This is a genomic window from Nostoc sp. FACHB-888 (genome assembly GCF_014696655.1).
Classification (GTDB): Bacteria; Cyanobacteriota; Cyanobacteriia; order Cyanobacteriales; family Nostocaceae; genus Nostoc.
Window position 1 is genome coordinate 17,064 of record NZ_JACJQM010000056.1, and the last position, 18,596, is coordinate 35,659.

Here is an 18,596-nt window from a genome sequence, read left to right on the forward strand (position 1 = left end):
AAGTAATTTAAATTCCTAAACTTTTCGTGATTTAGGATATAGCCAAGAACTAAACAAACGGCTAACTCTAGGCATGACAATATATGTTAATAGCAAAACCATAGTAATGGTAATGATCAACGAAATAATTAAGGGAGGTAAGCCGCGAAGCAGAGGCGTTATAAATGTATTCAACAAATTAATCAACACAAATACAGCTCCCCAAGTTAGCAATGCTGTTTTATAGCGCGGTGGAGTTTTCAGTGGTTGACCGGGAAGAGAAAACCAAGCTTCTAATCCACAAATTTGTTGAACATCAGGATCGGATTCTACCAGATGTTTACCTTGATTGAGCCAATATTCGCGATCGCGCGATGTCATCCACACCTTCAAATTTTCATAACCGTCAAACCGGAAGATGATCACATATTCATTTCGCACTCCAAGTTGGGGACGAATCACATTTGTTCCTAGATGCCCTAGATAGGTTCTGGCAACTCTGGTAATATCTTTCAACCAAGCCTCGTAAGCGCTTTCGCATCCTGGCTTTACAACTTGTGTAATGACCACGGTTACAAATTGCTCGTCCTGTTCCATCTCCATTAGTTATGTCACCATCAAGTTAATAGTTGTAAGTTTTTGCAACCGTAGCATGGTTGAGTCATTCTCAAGTTAAGGAATACCCAGTTTTTCCAACTTCAAGCCGAACAACATTAGCAGGAACGACACCAGTAGGTGGAGGTAAAAACATTCCACCATTAGTTACAACATAAATTGCAGTGCGTAGGCGTAGCCCGTCGTAGACATCGCCCTCACTTTGACCAAAAGCCACTGCTGTGCTGCCAATTACACCTGACTCGGCTTGAGCAATGATAGTAGTACTGCGATCGGGCGCAATTCTTACCACACTGTTGTAAATGTGCGTTGCTCCATAAAGGTTGCCTTCTACATCAAAGGCAAAGTCATCAATATTGGTCTGCTCAACAAAAATTTCCGGCTCACCTGGTTTATTAGTGCTATCAATAGGAATCCGCAACAACAACATTTTTTCCGTATTTGAAACGTAGAGGAAATCACCAAAACGCTTTAAGCCATTAGCAGCCGGAAACACGCTCTCCGAATTGCTACGAGCCAGCATTGGATGTTCTAGCCAAATTGATCCACTGGGTTGAGTAACATCAATTAGCCAGATTGCACCACGATAGGAATCTGCTGTTAAATACTGAGTGTTGGAAAGTGGCGTGATGCCATTGAGAAATATTGCATCTGGCAGTGTCAGCAACGTTTCCACCGTGCCATCACTTTTAACTAGAGAAACCACGGGTATAGAATCAGCATTCCAGCCTGTTGCCACCAGATCGCCGTTGGTAGTGAAAGCAAGACCACTTACTTTGCCTTCAACAGTGGCATGAATTTGCTGATTACCATCTGAAGTAATGCGAACGATCTCGCCGACCTCATGATTACTTACAAAGATTGTGCCATCTGATGCGATTGCTAGATTTTCCAAAAAAGTATTAACGGGAAACGAGGTAATAATTTTAGCAGGTGCTAATTCAATCGGCTTATCTGCGTAAATAGACGGTAAATCTGCGGAATTTCCCATATTAACCTACCATTGTAATTGAATGGGGCCACCAAACTTTCGCATCTCTGCAAAAAACAGTCCTTGCGCTCCCCCATCGGGAAGTGTTGCTAAATAGACAGCAGTTTTAGCTCCTTCTTCTGCTGTGAACGGGGCATTATCTCCCCCCATATCTGTTTTCATCCAACCCGGAGAATAGGCATTTACGAGAATATTAGTACCTTGGAGTTCCTTAGCGAGAAGCACGGTTAGTCCATTTACTCCTACCTTTGAGAGTCGATAAGAAGGCGCTAAAGGGTAGTAATCAGTGGGAACTGATGTTAGAGATGCCATTTCGGTTGAGATATTGACAATGCGACCGTAGTTTTGCACCTTCATCAACGGAATTAATGCTTGAGAAATTCTGAGTACTGCTAGAACATTGGTTTCAAAGGTTGATCGCATCGTTTCCAGTTGCACAGTTAGTAAGCTGGACTCCTCCGGCTTAGTTGTGGGATTCACGCCTGCATTATTGACCAGAATATCTACCTTGCCGTAAGTTTCACGCAGCCACTCTGTAAACTGTTGCACACTTCCGTCATTCGTGACATCCAGCGTGTGATAGTCAACATCAAGCCCTTCACTGGTAAGCTGCCCTTTAGCAGCAAGACCATCTGTTTCATTACGACTCGTCAGAATTACGCGGTTGCCAATTTTGGATAATTGACGGGAAATAGCATAGCCTAGCCCTCGATTACTGCCTGTTACCACAGCAATCCTTTTTTGAGTCGTCATTTTTATGACCTTGAAACTGTTTTTGATTGTACTGTACTGAGATGCAATGAATTAAGCAAGTCGATTGCAGCAATGTATTCAATCAATGATTCTGACTTACTTTAAACTCGAAGCTTGCCGTCCACCTAAGCGTTGTCCTGATGCCGTAGGTAAGACATTGACAGAGATAGTTGCATAAACACCCTGTTTTTGACCAATCATGATCAGGCGAATAAAATCTCCTAACCCTTCTACCAATCGAGCATTACGTAAAACACCAGAATCTACTGCTAAAAATCCGATTTCTTGGGCAAGTCCCATCACTGTTTTTCTGGCTTGCTCATCATCTCCTGCAACAAAAACAGAAACTCCATATTTTTTTAGTGGTTCAGGTGCTAATTCAAAGACTTCCTGCGCCATAGTATTAAAAGCTTTTACCACCCGCGCTTGAGGTATATCTTTAGCAAGCTTTTCGGCTAGGGATTCTACTATTGGTGGATAAGCAAATCCTTCAGGAATATCCTGATTATTGCAATCAATAATAATTTTACTGTTGAGAACTTCAGGATGAGAAAGCAACTCTTTTGGCATAATGTTGCGTGCTGTCCACAAAATTACATCAGCAAACGCCGCCGCCTGATCATTTGTACCGCCTTGCGTTCCGCGTTCTGCCAACTCTGCCGTTGCTTTTCCTTTTTGGGCATCACGAGAGCCAAAAAATACTTCATGCCCCTGCTCTGCCCAGAGAATACCTAGAGAGCGCCCCATGTTTCCACTGCCAATAATTCCAATCTTCATGAGTTAACCCTCATTCCACCGTAGATTGTGAAAAGATTATAGTTAAAGCAGGTGAAGTAGCCACAAAGCAATTATGACCACCAACTTACCTGTAGCCACAGAAATTATACCAATGGTTTTGCAATTGCAACCTGCGATCGCACTAACCGAAGATCAGTTTTATGAATTCTGTCAGCTAAACCGCGACTTTCGCATTGAACGTAATGCTATGGGAGAATTAGTGATTATGCCCCCTACTGGTTCCGAAACTGATCAACATAACTTTGACATTATTGTTCAGTTGGGTATTTGGACAAAGCAAGATGGTACAGGTGTAGGGTTTGGTTCCAGTGGTGGGTTTACTTTGCCGAATGGTGCGGTGCGATCGCCAGATGCAGCGTGGATAAAACGCGATCGCTGGGAAGCTATACCACCAGAACTGCGAAAAAAGTTTGCACCGATTTGTCCTGAGTTTGTGATTGAATTGCGTTCTGAGAGCGATAACTTACGAATTTTGCAAGACAAGATGCAAGAGTATATTGATAATGGGACACAACTTGGTTGGTTAATTGATAGAAAACAGCGCCAAGTTTTTATTTATCGTCCTAATATTGCAGTTGAACAATTAGATAATCCTAAGACACTTTATGGTGAACCGTTGCTACCTGGGTTTGTTTTAGATTTAAGTCAGGTTTGGTAGGGAGTAAGCTAGTTTTATAGGAACAAAATCAAAATTCTAGGAATCTATGGCGGCGAAAGACATATTCCATAATGCAGTAAAACGCGCTTTAGAGAAAGAGGATTGGCTCATCACTAATGACCCGCTTTTTCTGCGTTTTGGTGGTTTGGATATGTATATCGACCTCGGTGCAGAGAAAGTTTTAGCAGCTGAACGAAATCAAGAAAAAATTGCGGTTGAAGTTAAAAGCTTTGTTGCTCCATCTACTACAACTGAATTTAGTACTGCTTTAGGACAGTATCTCAAATATCAATTAGCACTTGAAGAAGAACAACCTGAGAGACTTCTATATTTAGCAGTTCCCTTAGACACCTATCGTTCTTTTTTTACTTTAGAACTACCAGGCTTATTAATCCAACGTTACCAAGTTCGGCTGATTGTTTTCGATCCAGAAGAGGAGGCGATCGTAAAATGGCAAAAGTAGAACAGTACCGTCAACTTATTCAAGAACTGTTGCTAGCTTACAGCGAAATCAAAGCCAGCAACGAAGAAGTCGAAGCAGAAGTTATTTTTGATAAAGAACGCGATCGCTATCAAGTTGTTCATGCGGGATGGTCAAATAAGCGCCGTGTATATGGGTGTGTTTTACATTTAGATATTAAAAACGAAAAAATTTGGATTCAACACGATGGTACAGAAGGAGGTATTGCCAACGAACTTATTAGTCGAGGTATACCCAAAAAAGACATCGTTTTGGCTTTTCATTCTCCCTTTAAACGACAATTTACCGAATTCGCTGTTGGTTAAGATAACTGAAGGTTAAGATGAACCTCTCCGAAACGGAAAGGGAGGAGCAACGAAAAGTTCAGCTTTTTGCTCCCCTCTCCGACACGGAGAGGGGTTGGGGGAGAGGTTAAATAAGACTTGTCGATCGCCCTGTTTTGGACAAGAATACAAAAAAAGCGGCGAATTTCAATTGTTCTAAAGCATTTTTTCCAAGAACTGCTTGGCGCGATCGCACTTAGGATTTTGGAAAAACTCACCAGGGGTACTATCTTCTGCTAAAATTCCCTGGTCGAGGAACATAATCCGATTAGCAACTTCTCTGGCAAAGCCCATTTCATGGGTAACGATCGCCATTGTCATTCCAGAAAGTGCTAAAGCTTTCATCACTTCCAACACATCCTTAACCATCTCTGGATCTAACGCAGAGGTGGGTTCATCAAACAAAATCATCTCTGGTTCCATTGCTAATGCCCGAGCGATCGCTACTCGCTGTTTCTGTCCCCCCGATAGTTTGGATGGATAGACAGACACTTTCTCTTCTAAACCTACCTTAGCAAGCAATTCTAAGCCATGCTGTTGTGCTTTTTGCTTGTTTATTCCTTTCACCTTTATCGGTGCGTAGGTGACATTTTGCAGCACATTCATGTGGGGAAACAAATTAAAATGTTGAAATACCATTACCAATTGCTGGCGCACCTTAGCGATGTTCGCCTTGGGATTGGTGATTTCTTGCTTGTGAAAGTAGATTCTTCCTCTGGTGGGTTGTTCTAGCAAGTTTATGCATCGCAGAAAGGTAGACTTACCTGAACCAGAAGGGCCTAATATGGCAACCACTTCCCCCTGATAAAACTCAGTAGAAATATCTTTGAGTACGTCAAGTTTGCCAAAGGATTTACATAAGAATTCCGTGCGAATTACTACATTATTCACTTTCCCGTAACCTCCTTTCTAAAGCAGATGCACCCAAAGTCATGCCCATTACTAAAACATAGTAAATTAACCCTGCAAATAGCAGTGGTTCAAAATAAATATACTTGTTTGCACCAACGATTTGGGCGCTGCGTAATATTTCCACCACGCCAATAGTTGACACCAGCGCAGAATCTTTGAGCAATCCGATAGTTTCATTTACCAATGCTGGCAGAATGTTCTTCAATGCTTGGGGCAAAATCACATCCCACATCATCAACCAATAGGGAACACCCATAGACATCGCCGCTTCACTTTGTCCTTTATCCACCGCTTGAATCCCACCCCTGATGGTTTCTGACATATAAGCACCAGAATTCAGGGTAAAAGTTAGCACCCCAGCCTGCAACGCTGAAATGTCATAGCCTGTAAGCTGGGGTGTTGCGTAGTAAACCAACGCCAACTGTAATAACAAAGGTGTGCCTCGAAAAACAGAGGTATAGGCGTTAGCAACCCAAGTAAGCGGCTTGATGCCGATAATTTTTAATAGAGACAGGATTGTTCCCCAGATTAAGCCCAAAGATACAGATAATAGTGTAAACAACAAAGTTAAAGGGATTCCCCGAAGAATAAAGGGAATGTCTGGAAGAATTCTGGCGAAGTCGAGATTGAATCCACCTTTGGCAGGAGTTGAAGATCCAGGATTGGCAGTATTCTGTGAAAACCACTTGGCTACAAGTTTATTCAATGTGCCATCGTCCTTCATTTGTTGAAGGACTTTGTTAAACGGTTCTACTAAAGAAGAACCTTTGGGAAATGCGATCGCTGATCCACTTGCTTCCTCTGAGGGAATTATATTAAATTCTAAATCTGGGTTAGCTTGGGCAAATCCCTTAGCGACGGTATCCTCAATAATTGCTGCATCAATTCGCCCAGATTTGATTTCCTGAACTACTTCCGGCACTCTGTTGAGTTGCTTTAGCTGAATACCCGCAAATTTTTTAGCAATTTTCTGAGCATTTTGTTCCTGTATCGTTCCTAGTTGTACCCCAACCTTTTTTCCCGATAAATCTTGAGGCTGCTTTAGGTTGCTGCCTTTAGGAGCGACAATTGTATCTTTAGCTTCGTAATAAATAATTGAAAAATCAATATTTTTCTGACGTTCTGGAGTCGGAGTCATCCCAGCCATTACAAAATCAGCGCGATTTGCTTGGAGTGAAGGAATTAACCCATTAAAATCGGATTCCATTATTTGGAGTTTAAACCCTAATTTTTCAGCAAGGGTTTTGGCAATATCTATATCAAAGCCAACGATTTGGCGATCGCCTCCTTTCGTATCATAAAACTCATAAGGGGGATAATCTGGTGAAGTAATCATTGTCAGCGTGTCTTTACCTAAAGGTGAGGCAGCTTTTAGAGAATTGCTATGTCCTGTAATGATGATTCCTACTGCTGCTACAACCAGTATTGTTAATAACCATCCTTTTTTTTTCTTCATAAAATATTTCGCACCTTAAACTGTTACATCAATCGAGCAAATAATACCTGTGATATCATGTCCTCTGAATGGGTATGGTGTACATACAAGTTTTCTAAATATTCCCTTATACCTTTGCTCCGCAATTGCAATGCTAATGCATCGACTTACAATGCCAATGCATCGACTTACAATGCCAATGCATCGACTTACAATGCCATTGCATTGACTTACAATGCCAATGCATCGGCTTACAATGCTATTGCATCGGCTTACAATGCCATTGCATCGGCTTACAAATACTAATTAATGCATGGTAAAGTCTCTGCTTAATCCCATGAGAACTTCGGGACTGTCAGATTTTGATTTTGGTCGCTTCCAGCAGCTTGACGCTGGCATAAATAGCATCAATATAAGGTGTGGGAATTTGAGTGAGTTTTCCCAATTCTGCTACCGCGCCAACAATAGCGTCCATTTCCGTAGCGCGTCCTGCTTCAATATCTTGTAACATCGAGGTTTTGTGAGCGCCAACATTTTCTGCCCCATTAATTCGCTGTTCTAAAGTGATGCCAAACTTTATACCCAACTTTTGGGCGATCGCTTGAGTTTCACTCATCATTTGCCGCGCTAGTTCACGGGTGAGGGGATAGCGGCAAATATCCTCTAGAGTCGCACCAGTCAGCGCACTGATCGGATTAAATGCCACATTTCCCCACAACTTAATCCAAATTTCCGTGCGAATTTGATTGCGGATTGGTGCTTTGAATCCTGCCTGTTTGAGAGTCTGTGCCAATAATTGGATGCGTTCGGTTTTAGTGCCGTCGATTTCACCAAGAGTAAAGCGATCGCCTTCAATATGCTTAATCACACCTGGTTCAATTATCTCAGTTGCCGGGTAAACAACACAACCGATGGCGCGATCAGCACCGATACTAGCTTCAATAATCCCATGTGGGTCAACAGATTGAATCCGCGTACCTTCATACTCACCGCCATACTTGCGAAAGTACCACCAAGGAACGCCATTTTGGGCGGTTACCACCATCGTGTGAGCATCGTAAAGTGCAGGGAGAAGAGGTGCGATCGCAGGCAAACTGTGAGCCTTGACAGTTAAAATTACTACATCTTGTGCCCCTGCTTCCTGAATCTCGCTAGTTGCTAAAGAGGGAGTAACAATTTGGCTGGAACCATCTGCCATCAGCAACTTCAACCCATTTTTTTGAATTGCCTCCAAATGAGAACCACGCGCAATTAACGTCACTGCTTCACCTGCCAGCGCCAATTTTGCTCCTAAATATCCACCGATGGCACCCGCGCCAACAATACAAATTTTCATCCTCAAACAGCTACGCTTTGCATTGCTTTCAGTAGGTCTTGATGAACAGATTTTGAGACAGCTATTATCAATCCAGGCAGGCTATAGTTTTCACAAGTATGCAGTGGCGGTAAAGTCGAACCGTCCAGAGTAGTTACAATGCAGCCAGCCTCTCTTGCAATAAAAGCAAGTGCAGCACCATCAATAAATTTGCCCGATTTGATGACTGCTCCACTCAAGTCACCACTGAGAATACCATTGAGGTTGGGAATTTGAATATCACTAGAATAATCAGTCTCTATATCGATTACTTGATATCGATCTTTTAGTAAATGTGCGATATAATTCATACCCCATCCCAACAAAATAGAAGGTTTAGTGGATGTTATGTGTAATGGGGCACAGGCTTCTAAACTCATCTCCAGAGTCCCTTTAAAAGCACCTTCGCCTCGAAGGGCATAAAAATAAATATTTTGGGCAGGGGAAATAGCGAGTACTGCTTCAAAGTCATCTGAATTTAGAATACTGAGAATAATTTGATAATTAGAATGCCCATCCATGTAAAACTTAGTACCATCGATTGGGTCGAGTGTGACTAAGTAATCACCTTCTAAACCGAGTTCGGTAGCACGAAAATATTTGGTGTTGTTAGAACTTTCATACTCTTCACCATAAAAGCGAATATCTGGGAAAGTGCCCAGTAGTACTACTTCTACTAAATTTTGAATAGCCACATCCGCATCAGTAAGTGCAGCACTAAAAAAGTTTCCTTGTTCTTTTGCGGGAAGTGCAGCAATTTTTGGTTGAAGAAAACGGGCATAGCCTGCTGCTACTTTGAGATGGGGGAGCAAAGTCTCCAAAATCAGTCGAGTAGTAGGTGTTATGGGCATTGCAGCAAACTCCTTTTAGAAGTAATCTACCGTTGGCAGGGCGATAGAATTCTATATCTAGACAAAATTACGGTATCATTTTGATGCAATGATACCATCGTTGCTATATTACTCTAATCTGTGTATCTGGTTAAGCTTTAAAATAAAATCGATGGATGAACAAATTCATCCATCGATATATACCCCAAATTGTATTCGGGGTTTTACGTATCACTTCTCATAAATTTCTGCCAAGAGAAAGATTAAGGATGTAAAAGCAACAATAATTACATCCAAACTTCTAATACCTAACTTTTACGCTTCTTCAGAATTCTCTCTTTTATGTCCTGGGGATGCTTCGTAAAGTGCATCAAGATGTTGACGCGCATCTTCAACGTTAATCGAACGCATTACCAAAAGTGGCTCTTTAATTAAGTTGCCCGCGTTATCTAATAATTCTGGATGGGGTACAAACTGTTTTTTTGATGAATAATAACCATAGCTGCCTTGATTATTCACTGGCGAGGAATTCGTCGGATAAGTTCGCTCCCGATCAAAACTGAACATGATCAGGTTACGAATCAAGTTGCCAACAGCTATAAATGCAAGGATTGTAAAAGCAAGAATGTAAAGTAGGTGTAACATTGAATTTTCCTCCAGGACAGCAATTTTTAAAACTTTTATCTTTTATTTTGTAACGTTTTGTCTCGCCGACACTGTGACTTACAGTTAGGACAAGCATTTTTGGCACTCTTTGTGCGCTTACATTTATATGGAGCTAATTGTCAACCGTTATTCCACTTACGGTAGCATAGGATACATTACATTGTTAATCCAAATAATGTTAAGAAAATCTTAAGAGATTTTTACTATTTCTTTAATGAATGGGTGATTTATCATCTGGTGTAGATGCAAAGAGGCAAGTCAGGTCGGTTTGCTCAGAGTTCAAAATTCAAAGTCAAGGCCAAAATATAGCAGATGCTCCCATCAACGACTTATGCTTCACGCGTTTGACGAAAGCGCATTGCCACATTCCAGCATTCTGTTACTAATTCATGCCAAGGCATTAAGGTTGCCATATCAATCCCGACTTGTTTATCAGTAGCATTAAATAGCATTTTTGCCGTACTTAGTTCATCTTGCGCTTGCTTAACACGTAAGAGCAAATCAGATTTTTCTTGGTCACTCATAAATGATAACTGTTCAGTTTCGAGTAAATGGCGCGATCGCACAAACCAATGATGAAAATCTTCTAGCAAGGGTTCTAAAACCGTTTTCAGCAACTCAGTCCCTGGTAAATTTGAGTCTGACATAAATGAGAAGCATATTTCCAACTTTCTTACTAATATTAACCTTATTTACGTTTCTTAACATATTTCTTATTAATTATTTATTTCATCATTTTAGAATATGTACAGTTATGTAACAAAGAATACAGAAATTATTATATAATCTTCCTAATGGGTTTGTACAGATCCTTTAGAGAGGCATCTTAGGTATAGCTGAAGAAGCACCACTAAATCTGCATATTCAGTGGGAGGCTTAAATTCTTTGATTCAGACACTCTCTACATTCGCTCTTAGCGTGTCGCAGACAGAAAGCAGGGGTACGCAGACTCCTTCTCTTTGAGACGCTAAGAGCGAACGGGCTGCGTTTGTCAATGCTTCAACAAGCTCAGTAACCATCGGACTTCAATTTATGCTGAATTCTGACTCCTGAATTCTTTCTTGAATAAAGCTGAACTGGCAAAAACCAAAGTCGTTATAGTTGAATAAGCCTACAGATTCAGATAAATCACCTTTTGTAATCACTTCGCCAACGGTTCAGCAGCCAATGTCGTCAAATTCATCAAATCAGTCACAACAGTCAGAACAAGTTGAAAAAATTTATTTACCGCGTACCAGCGAATCGGAGAACTTAAAGAAGATTCGCCACACTGCTTCCCATGTAATGGCAATGGCAGTACAAAAGCTGTTTCCCAAGGTGCAAGTTACAATCGGCCCTTGGATTGAAAACGGTTTTTACTACGACTTCGACAATCCAGAACCATTTAGCGAAAATGATCTTAAAGTCATCAAAAAAGAGATGGCGAAGATTATCAATCGCAAGTTAGCGGTAATTCGGGAAGAAGTCAGCCGCGAAGAAGCCGAACGCCGGATTCAGGAAATTAACGAACCTTACAAGCTAGAAATCCTAGCAGATATCAAAAACGAGCCAATCACGATTTACCACTTGGGCAATGAATGGTGGGATTTGTGTGGGGGGCCTCATCTGGAAAATACCAGTGAATTAAACCCCAAGGCAATAGAATTAGAAAGCGTTGCTGGCGCTTATTGGCGTGGGGATGAAACCAAAGCCCAATTACAACGGATTTACGCCACCGCTTGGGAAAGTCCAGAACAACTCACTGAATATAAGCGACGTAAAGAAGAAGCGCTGCGGCGAGATCACCGCAAACTTGGCAAGGAACTGGGTTTATTTATATTTTCTGACCAAGTGGGGCCGGGTTTACCTTTGTGGACACCCAAAGGTACTTTGTTGCGGAGTACTTTAGAAGATTTCCTCAAGCAAGAACAGCTAAAACGGGGTTACTTATCTGTAGTAACACCTCACATTGCCAGAGTAGATTTATTTAAAACCTCTGGACATTGGCAGAAATATAAAGAAGATATGTTCCCCTTAATGGCAGATGATCAGGAATCGGCTGCACAGGAACAGGGCTTCGTTATGAAGCCGATGAACTGCCCTTTCCACATCCAAATATATAAGAGTGAGTTACGCTCTTATCGAGAATTACCGATGCGACTGGCGGAATTTGGTACTGTTTACCGCTACGAACAATCAGGCGAATTGGGCGGTTTAACGCGGGTGCGCGGTTTCACTGTGGATGATTCTCACCTGTTCGTCACCCCAGAACAGCTAGATAGCGAATTCCTCAGTGTAGTGGATTTGATTTTGTCGGTGTTCAATAGTCTGCAACTAAAGAACTTTAAAGCTAGACTGAGTTTTCGCGATCCTGCTAGTGATAAGTACATGGGTTCCGATGAAGTTTGGGACAAAGCCGAAGGTGCAATTCGCCGTGCAGTTGAAACCTTGGGGATGGAACATTTTGAAGGAATTGGGGAAGCGGCTTTTTATGGGCCCAAACTTGACTTTATCTTTAGTGATGCCCTAGATCGGGAGTGGCAATTAGGAACTGTGCAGGTAGATTACAATTTGCCAGAACGCTTTGAGTTGGAATACGTCGCTGAAGATGGTGTTCGCAAACGTCCAGTGATGATTCACCGTGCGCCTTTTGGTTCGCTAGAACGGCTGATTGGGATCTTAATTGAAGAATATGCAGGCGATTTTCCTTTGTGGTTAGCGCCAGTGCAAGCTAGGTTACTCCCAGTGGGTGATACACAGCTAGACTTTGCTAAAGATGTAGTGGCGAAGATGCGTGCGTTGGGCATCCGTGCAGAAGTTGATACTAGTGGCGATCGCTTGGGTAAACAAATTCGCAATGCAGAGAAAGAAAAAATACCCGTGATGGCTGTGGTGGGAGCTAAGGAAGTGGAAACAAACACCTTAAGTATCCGTACCCGCGCCTCTGGGGAATTGGGAGTTATCTCTGTCGATGAGGTGGTGGATAAAATGAAAGATGCGATCGCTAAGTTCGAGAATTTCTAAAATCTAACCGCAGACGCACACTAATTAATTGGTGTGCGTTTTGTTTAGTAGGGTACTGAGGTTGATTGTGAGCAGATTATCGGCTAGCTGGTAGGTTTTGATAAAGGTGCGATGTCTACAACGAGCAACTCTTAGAGACGCTACGCGTAGCTTGCTTCCCGAAGGGTACGCTTACCCAAGGTAGGGCGCAAAAGAGAGTCAACAGCAGGGTAAAGGGAAATAGGAAAAAAGGCGATCGCTTTTTCATTTGGTGCATTAGTAATTAGTAGTTAGTAATTACTAATTCGTAATTTATCGCTCTTTTATGTCTTTGAGCAGAGAAAAATAAGATGCTACCTTGAATCTTTTTCAAAGCCAAGCTTTATCAGCAAAACCAAAAAAATCCTTGTTTGGAACCAAGCACAGACAAACAAGGTCTTAAATATTCTCTAATGAGAGTAATAAAAAAGCGTTATATGGAATCGCCACATTATAGTTCAATTAACTTGAAGCCCCAAGGTTTGAGAGCCGCTAAAGCGATTTCTGGATCTACGCCTTCATAAACCTCCCATTCCAACGGATGCTCTTTAGGATGTCCGTCACCGACATTACCTGCAACTTTGATTATCGGACAGTTAGCGATGCGATCGCGCTCCAACCCTCTTGGAATTGCTAGTTGGATTTTGTGACCGATAAACTTTGCTGTACTCTCATCAGCTACAGATTCACGGATTAAACAAATATCACCCGCAGTTCCCCAAGTAGTTTGGTAAATGTGGAGAAACGATATATAAGTGGCTGGTTTGATGGATCTTTTGAGAACGTGCATTATCTGTAATCCTTACACTATGAGTCAAAAATCATAAATCATACAAGTATTTTCTATCACGTTCGTAGGGAAGAATGTTTTTAATTAACATTTTGCACCTAGCCCAGGTGATTATAAATCGTCTGGTAGAATATAGCGGTTTTGGGTTAGTCCAATAGGTTTACGCTCTCCAAATTTAGCGTTAGCTTTTGAAAATGATGTCGTATAGTGACAGCAGAATCTCCACCACAATCAAAATCACCACATACCACTCTACTCGCTGGCTACTGCTATGCTGCATGAACTCCAGCACCGTTTGTGCAGTTTGGGAAATTAAATCTAATTTGCGTTCTAGGGCATGGTGACGTTCACGGATTTCGTATTCATCTTCCAAGCGCAGATATAAGTTTTCTAGCTGTGGGGATTCCCAGAGTAACTCCGGCTTATCGATAATTTCTACTTGACCGACAATCTTATGTTGAACTAATAGGGTAGTTCCAAGTTGACGCAGTAATTCCCGGCTCTGGCGTCTACCCCTGTTTTCACGCTGGAGACTAGCTGCAAAGGGTTCAATTTGATCAAATACACCCGCTAGACTGGTTTCATAGTGAGACAGCACAACACTCTTGGCGAGAATATCAGCCACTATCTGCAAGCGTTCTACACTAAATTCATGCAGCGAAATTTTTCCTTCTTTAACTCGCTCACTCTCTGCTACGTTGAGATGAATTTCTACCTCTTCTGTTTCTGGGTTGGCAAAAGAGCCACTAACTTGAGAGGAGAATTTGGTCAAAAAGGCTACCTTTTCCACAGGCTCAAGATTAAACAGGACAACTGCACCATAGTTAAGCAGTACGGCACAGCCGTGTTCACCGACTGAAACTATTACTGGCATAGTCGCCAAGCAAACGTAATTCTCCAAGTTCTGTAAGTTAATATTTTTACCAAGGAATAGGGCCTGCGCTCTAAATCTATCTCTATCATTAAAAAGGAGTTTTTGCATTGTCGCCCTATGCTATATTCTGCCTGCTGAACTGCTTAAGTAGCGATGTCTACGACGGCCTACGCCTACGCAATTCATGTCTGTTGTTGGAGATCGCTACAATCTCAGCTTACCAAGAAATTTATCCAGTACTACCTTAGTACGCATCACCATACTTTTAAAGTAAAAGCTTCGATAAAATCTACAATGCAACACTTGAGCATCAGGGTAATTGCCCCACACAAATTATTCACGCGGATATCCAGCTAAATATCACAAATCTGCCACCCTGGTTTGCCCAATCCAACTAGCATACATCAGGTTTGTGTTTTATACTCATTTTAGCCTGATAATAAAGGGTTGAGAGTTCTTACTTAGAAGGAACCTTAACGAACTTATTAGTGTTTGCTGGTGGCATATTTATCTACCACTAAGTTTAAGGATATTGGCAAAGCAATCAAAATTTTTGATGCTGACCGAAACTTTACTATTAGTATTAGAGGCTTAATGTTACATTTACTTCTGACTTCTCTTGGCATCATCGTTTATTTAACATTTGCAAGATGTTTATTTAGCCAATGGTTATTTTTCTTGATGGATGATAAAGAAATGAGTCCAGAAAAGCGCTCTTTTTCTAAGATAATTTTAGTTTTAATCACTATTTTCTGGCCCCTAATAGTACCATTTGCTTATCTAGAATTATTGAAATTTCATCGCAAATATAATAAAGAGATTGATTTATTGAGAAATTAGCTGAAGAAATGGTCAGGTCTGATATAGCGATTCTCGGCCCTTGTGCTCAGTTTGCCACCATTGGGCAATTCGGTCGTAACGGGCAGATGTATCATTTGGCTCCATAGAGTGACCTCATAAGTGTTGATGAGGATTTTCAGAGCAATTAAAATCTTTCCTCACCCTACACACAGACTACGCGATCGCCCCTAACGATCTCAATGTCGCTTTTTGAGCGTTCGTTAATCCCCTTGCCCCTTGAATATTCATACCTTGATACAGCCAACACTCATTAACGTCCGAATACAGCGTCCGGTTACGACATCCCACAGCTTATATTGTGCGATCGTCACTGCCACTTGCCAACCGTTGACCATCGGGACTAAAGTTCACTGACCAAACACAGCCTGTATGCTTTGTTAAAACCTTTAAGCACTAACCAATCTGCACATCCCACAGGCTGACCGACACGCACAAAGATCAATTCAACGCTGACCTGCTTTCATTCCTCTAGGACTGAATAATTGCTTTTTTGTCAGCATTTAGTTTCGATATCTTATGTGTGTAGCCCCTGAAAATTCCGGGGTAGGGAGTTATTCTGTGCAGAGTCTACTTTTACTCCTTACCCGGATTTTCTGAGCGGATACTAATGTTGCTTAATTGCTTAGTATGAATAAATACTTTTGAAAACGATAAGACTAATCAATACGGCAAGACCTAACGCTCTCCGAAAATAATTAACGCCTTGAAATAATTCTAGCCACGCCCAAGTAAACAAAGAGCCTATTGCTACTACGTCTAATGCTGTATTGATTTTGCCGCTTGTAAAAATTAGGGTTAGTAAACTACTTACTATCCAAACAATAAGCGGTAGATTGGGCATCTGAGCTATAACAATTTTGCCATCGTTGTCGCGGAAGGTTTTATCAACCAATGTATTTTGCGTCATTTTTAATTACTACCTAGCTACAAATAATTAACTTAGAAAAACAACTGGCTCCTCTCTTAAGAAGAGGTTTGTATCTAAGTTGTAAATTTATTAATAATATTAAAACATTCAAAACTTTCTTTCCAAGTGTCTAATTGCTGAGATTAGAGCGAAAAAGTATATTCATATATGACTATGTTGAAAGGCATACTTATATAAAATCCGCCAAAATATCTATCGGAAGTATTTTGCCATCTGGAGCGATGGTGATCATACTTGCTCAACGTATGAGGTTTAGTGCGGTGGCTAAATCTTTGCTCCCATGAGGTAATTACCATTATTTTTATCCAGCATGGTAGTAATGGAATTATAAAGGATACGCAAGGGTTATATTTTGTTTAGCGATATCCTCTGGCTGTCTAATTGCTATATAGAACAGCTCATCGTATTTGCAAAAGCTTTTAAAGGTAAAGATTTATAACGAAAACAATTGTTTGGCGTAAAATTTCGAGATGGAAAGCGAGAGAAAAATAGAGATTCACTTTTGCTTTTGCAGTCTCAAATGCATCATCCCGAACAAGATAAACTAGATTCACATCTACTACAACTGGCTATTTCGGCTCAACAATACCCACCGCGATCGCTAGAACGGCGACTCGCTTTAACAAAGCTGATTAATGGTATTGTGCGCTCCTGTAGGCTTTGCCATCCACAAAAAAGTCAATTTTCAGCTGCTGTCTATGAAAATATTTATGATGAGGCACGTCAAGAACTCTTACTTTATATTTGTGAGAAAATTGACAAGTACGATGCAGAACGCGGTAGTGTCATGGCGTGGGTCAATGTGCTTTTAGAACGGCGGTTTTTTAAAAATGCTATTAAAAAAGTTCAGAGTTCGCCAAATATACAAATAATAACAATTACTGACCTAGATAATTTTATTGCCTCGCCGGAAGAACCAAAAAACCTTACAGATATCTTGAAAGAATGTATAGAATCAGACCCAGAAAATCTTTTTAAAAATGAATGTATAGAAAAATTTCCTCAAGTCAACTTTCAAGAATTAGCGACACGACGACTATTGGGAAAATCCTGGAAAGAAATTTCTACGGAATTTAAAATAAAAATTCCTACAGTCAGCAGCTTTTATTACCGATGCATAAATAAGTTTTCTTCAAAGTTAAAAGAGTATTGTGTTAGTGATGTAAATTAAATCAGAGATTAATAAATGATGAGATACTGTTCAGAATCTTTAACCTTTACTGTCCCTATTAGTTTGTCAGATCGTGCATTAGCAGAACAGTTTTGCTCTCAGCATAGCAGTCCAGAAAAAGCCAAGCAAGTTTATCTCAATACTTTAGCGGTAGCTGCGGTAAAATTCTACCTTCGTTGCATGGGGGTTGAAACTAATTGGTCAGCAAGTTTAAGTTGGAACTCAGCAATGCAAACAGTAATGGATGTCGCTGATTTAGAAGTTATTGGTCAAGGTAAGATCGAGTGCCTTCCAGTGTTACCAGGCGAAAAAGTGATTCATATTCCACCAGAAGTTTGCTCAGACAGAATTGGCTATGTAGCTGTACAGGTTAATAAATCTCTAAGAGAAGCAACTCTGTTAGGATTTCTTAAAATGGTGACCGAATGTAATTCAGTACCTCTAAGCGAGTTGCGATCGCTCGAAGAGTTGATCGTCCAACTGAGTGAAACGCCTGAAAAAGAAAAACAACCAATTCATTTGAGCAAATGGTTGATGAATGTTGTTGATGTAGGTTGGCAAAGGGTTGAAGCAGCCGAGCTAGCTTTTGGATTTAGGTCTGCTGAACAAACTTTAGCTGAAAACTTAGCAGACAATTCAACTATTAGTGTGCAACAAGGTATACTCCTGGACTTAGGGCGACAACCAGAAAGTAAACCAATCGCTTTAATAGTTGGACTGATGCCCATTTCTGAGCAAGAAATAAATATTTTTGTGAAAGTGTGTCCAACTAATAACCAAAAGTATCTACCAGAAGAACTTGAAATAATGGTGTTGGATGATTTAGGTACTGCTGTGATGCAAGCTACTGCCAGAAGCACCAAGAGTATTCAACTAAACTTTAGCAGCGAACTAGGAGAGCACTTTAGCATTAAAGTTGTCTTGGGCAATGTCAACTTTAGAGAGTTTTTTACAGTCTAAAAATCAATACCAAGGAATATTATTAACTATCCTAATAATTTTAAGTGAAGTTATCAAATAAGGCAGAGGGCCATACCGCAGGCTTTACGACTACGCTCAGAGGTTGTTTGAAAAGTGGTTGGCTGTGATTTTAGGCACTTATTGATCCCCCCTAACCCCCCTTAAAAAGGGGGGAACCGGAATCAGAGTCCCCCTT

Annotated in this window: 21 protein-coding genes; 8 read left to right on the forward strand and 13 right to left on the reverse strand. The window is 41.0% G+C overall.

Annotation, left to right across the window (positions count from 1 at the left end):
* Positions 1-15: 15 nt before the first annotated feature.
* From H6G26_RS25765 to H6G26_RS25780, 4 genes are all read right to left on the reverse strand, one after another.
* Positions 16-576 (reverse strand): antibiotic biosynthesis monooxygenase, encoded by a 561-nt coding sequence (locus H6G26_RS25765; RefSeq protein WP_190732549.1) that lies wholly within the window; start codon positions 574-576, stop codon positions 16-18.
* 70 nt (positions 577-646) lie between these two features.
* Positions 647-1,585, reverse strand: a complete 939-nt coding sequence (locus H6G26_RS25770) for a gluconolactonase (RefSeq protein WP_190732511.1) — start codon at positions 1,583-1,585, stop codon at positions 647-649.
* A 6-nt stretch (positions 1,586-1,591) separates the two neighbouring features.
* Positions 1,592-2,338 (reverse strand): SDR family oxidoreductase, encoded by a 747-nt coding sequence (locus tag H6G26_RS25775; protein WP_190732513.1) that lies wholly within the window; start codon positions 2,336-2,338, stop codon positions 1,592-1,594.
* Positions 2,339-2,434: 96 nt separating this feature from the next.
* Complete coding sequence (locus H6G26_RS25780) at positions 2,435-3,115, reverse strand: NAD(P)-binding domain-containing protein (RefSeq protein WP_190732516.1); 681 nt, start codon at positions 3,113-3,115, stop codon at positions 2,435-2,437.
* A 73-nt stretch (positions 3,116-3,188) separates the two neighbouring features.
* On the opposite strand from H6G26_RS25780, the gene H6G26_RS25785 reads away from it, so the two are divergent.
* From H6G26_RS25785 to H6G26_RS25795, 3 genes are read left to right on the forward strand one after another with little or no spacing between them, the layout of a single operon-like run.
* Positions 3,189-3,794, forward strand: coding sequence for a Uma2 family endonuclease (locus H6G26_RS25785; RefSeq protein WP_190732518.1), 606 nt, complete (start codon positions 3,189-3,191; stop codon positions 3,792-3,794).
* A 46-nt stretch (positions 3,795-3,840) separates the two neighbouring features.
* Positions 3,841-4,257, forward strand: a complete 417-nt coding sequence (locus H6G26_RS25790; RefSeq protein ID WP_190732520.1) for a XisH family protein — start codon at positions 3,841-3,843, stop codon at positions 4,255-4,257.
* Positions 4,245-4,580: a XisI protein gene (locus tag H6G26_RS25795; RefSeq protein WP_190732523.1), complete on the forward strand. Its 336-nt coding sequence runs from the start codon at positions 4,245-4,247 to the stop codon at positions 4,578-4,580. The genes H6G26_RS25790 and H6G26_RS25795 overlap by 13 nt, the downstream gene beginning before the upstream one ends.
* A 174-nt stretch (positions 4,581-4,754) precedes the next feature.
* On the opposite strand, the gene H6G26_RS25800 is transcribed toward H6G26_RS25795, so the two are convergent.
* Positions 4,755-5,489, reverse strand: a complete 735-nt coding sequence (locus tag H6G26_RS25800) for an ATP-binding cassette domain-containing protein (protein WP_190732525.1) — start codon at positions 5,487-5,489, stop codon at positions 4,755-4,757.
* On the reverse strand, positions 5,482-6,966 hold the full coding sequence (locus H6G26_RS25805; RefSeq protein WP_190732527.1) for an ABC transporter permease subunit: 1,485 nt from the start codon (positions 6,964-6,966) through the stop codon (positions 5,482-5,484). Before H6G26_RS25805 ends, H6G26_RS25800 begins: the two co-directional genes overlap by 8 nt.
* A gap of 57 nt (positions 6,967-7,023) precedes the next feature.
* On the opposite strand from H6G26_RS25805, the gene H6G26_RS25810 reads away from it, so the two are divergent.
* Entirely contained in the window at positions 7,024-7,251 is a 228-nt protein-coding gene (locus H6G26_RS25810) for a hypothetical protein (protein WP_190732528.1), read from the forward strand.
* Between the two features lie 49 nt (positions 7,252-7,300).
* Here the strand turns inward: H6G26_RS25810 and H6G26_RS25815 are convergent, their stop codons facing one another.
* The 4 genes from H6G26_RS25815 to H6G26_RS25830 all read right to left on the reverse strand — a co-directional run bounded on the left by H6G26_RS25815 (position 7,301) and on the right by H6G26_RS25830 (position 10,442).
* On the reverse strand, positions 7,301-8,281 hold the full coding sequence (locus tag H6G26_RS25815; protein ID WP_190732531.1) for a 2-dehydropantoate 2-reductase: 981 nt from the start codon (positions 8,279-8,281) through the stop codon (positions 7,301-7,303).
* A 2-nt stretch (positions 8,282-8,283) separates the two neighbouring features.
* Positions 8,284-9,150 carry an inositol monophosphatase family protein gene (locus H6G26_RS25820; RefSeq protein WP_190732533.1) on the reverse strand — a complete coding sequence of 289 codons (867 nt, stop codon included), beginning with the start codon at positions 9,148-9,150 and terminating at the stop codon, positions 8,284-8,286.
* Positions 9,151-9,444: 294 nt separating this feature from the next.
* Complete coding sequence (locus tag H6G26_RS25825) at positions 9,445-9,774, reverse strand: DUF2973 domain-containing protein (RefSeq protein WP_190732535.1); 330 nt, start codon at positions 9,772-9,774, stop codon at positions 9,445-9,447.
* Between the two features lie 350 nt (positions 9,775-10,124).
* On the reverse strand, positions 10,125-10,442 hold the full coding sequence (locus H6G26_RS25830) for a DUF2605 domain-containing protein (RefSeq protein ID WP_190732537.1): 318 nt from the start codon (positions 10,440-10,442) through the stop codon (positions 10,125-10,127).
* Positions 10,443-10,962: 520 nt separating this feature from the next.
* Between H6G26_RS25830 and thrS the strand changes: the two genes are divergently transcribed.
* Positions 10,963-12,798 (forward strand): threonine--tRNA ligase, encoded by a 1,836-nt coding sequence (gene thrS / locus H6G26_RS25835; protein ID WP_190732550.1) that lies wholly within the window; start codon positions 10,963-10,965, stop codon positions 12,796-12,798.
* 469 nt (positions 12,799-13,267) lie between these two features.
* On the opposite strand, the gene H6G26_RS25840 is transcribed toward thrS, so the two are convergent.
* Together H6G26_RS25840 and H6G26_RS25845 are read right to left on the reverse strand one after the other, a co-directional pair.
* Positions 13,268-13,606 (reverse strand): hypothetical protein, encoded by a 339-nt coding sequence (locus H6G26_RS25840; protein ID WP_190732539.1) that lies wholly within the window; start codon positions 13,604-13,606, stop codon positions 13,268-13,270.
* Between the two features lie 181 nt (positions 13,607-13,787).
* On the reverse strand, positions 13,788-14,588 hold the full coding sequence (locus H6G26_RS25845) for an RMD1 family protein (protein ID WP_190732541.1): 801 nt from the start codon (positions 14,586-14,588) through the stop codon (positions 13,788-13,790).
* 390 nt (positions 14,589-14,978) lie between these two features.
* Between H6G26_RS25845 and H6G26_RS25850 the strand changes: the two genes are divergently transcribed.
* A complete protein-coding gene (locus H6G26_RS25850) occupies positions 14,979-15,320 on the forward strand; it encodes a hypothetical protein (protein WP_242053872.1) in 342 nt (113 codons plus the stop codon).
* A gap of 643 nt (positions 15,321-15,963) precedes the next feature.
* Here the strand turns inward: H6G26_RS25850 and H6G26_RS25860 are convergent.
* Positions 15,964-16,248, reverse strand: a complete 285-nt coding sequence (locus H6G26_RS25860; protein WP_190732543.1) for a hypothetical protein — start codon at positions 16,246-16,248, stop codon at positions 15,964-15,966.
* 541 nt (positions 16,249-16,789) lie between these two features.
* Here H6G26_RS25860 and H6G26_RS25865 point away from each other — a divergent pair.
* Both H6G26_RS25865 and H6G26_RS25870 read left to right on the forward strand, forming a co-directional pair.
* On the forward strand, positions 16,790-17,440 hold the full coding sequence (locus tag H6G26_RS25865; protein WP_190732545.1) for a sigma-70 family RNA polymerase sigma factor: 651 nt from the start codon (positions 16,790-16,792) through the stop codon (positions 17,438-17,440).
* A gap of 15 nt (positions 17,441-17,455) precedes the next feature.
* Positions 17,456-18,400, forward strand: coding sequence for a DUF1822 family protein (locus H6G26_RS25870; RefSeq protein ID WP_190732547.1), 945 nt, complete (start codon positions 17,456-17,458; stop codon positions 18,398-18,400).
* Positions 18,401-18,596 lie beyond the last annotated feature (196 nt).